We start from the raw sequence: 583 nt of genomic DNA on the forward strand, positions 1-583 counted from the left end.
AGGCGCCGGAAGCCGGTCAACCGCACCCGGCGGACGACGGGGACAGCGGGTCCGACGACGAGGGGGACTGCTGGGCCCCCGAGGTCGGCGACGGCGACGCGCCCGCGGGGTCCGGCGCCGCCGTACGGGACGACGCGCGGCGGCGGCCCGTGGGCGACGGGCCGCTGACCGCCGAGGAGCTGGACCGGAACGCCGACGCGTTGCGGGAGCTGCTGGAGGAGAGCGTGGCCTCCGCCGAGCGGCAGCTGTTCGACCTGCGGACCGCCGCCGCCGACGACTCGCGCATCCTCGCGGCGCTCGGCGACGGCGGGCTGCTGCCGCCCAGCACCGACGTGCTGGCAGCCGTCGAGTACCTGGGCGAGCACGGCATCCCCGCCCTGCCCGGATGGCGCTATCTGGCGCAGGCCGTCGACCCCGCCGACCACGCGGCCGTGCTCGCGGCCCGGCCCGAGCTGGTGGACGGCGTCGTCATCACGGACCCCGACACCCACGCCCGCGCCCGCGCGGTGCTGGGGCAGGCGTCGCTGCTGCCGCGTTCGGCCGTCGCGGTCGGGACGGCCGCCGCGCTGCTCGCGCCGACGCC

Annotated in this window: 1 pseudogene; it reads left to right on the top strand. The window is 79.1% G+C overall.

The features are described from left to right. Positions 1-583: pseudogene (locus EEJ42_RS30970) on the top strand (hypothetical protein); the annotation flags it as partial.

The organism is Streptomyces botrytidirepellens (genome assembly GCF_003721215.1).
Taxonomy (GTDB): Bacteria; Actinomycetota; Actinomycetes; order Streptomycetales; family Streptomycetaceae; genus Streptomyces; species Streptomyces himastatinicus.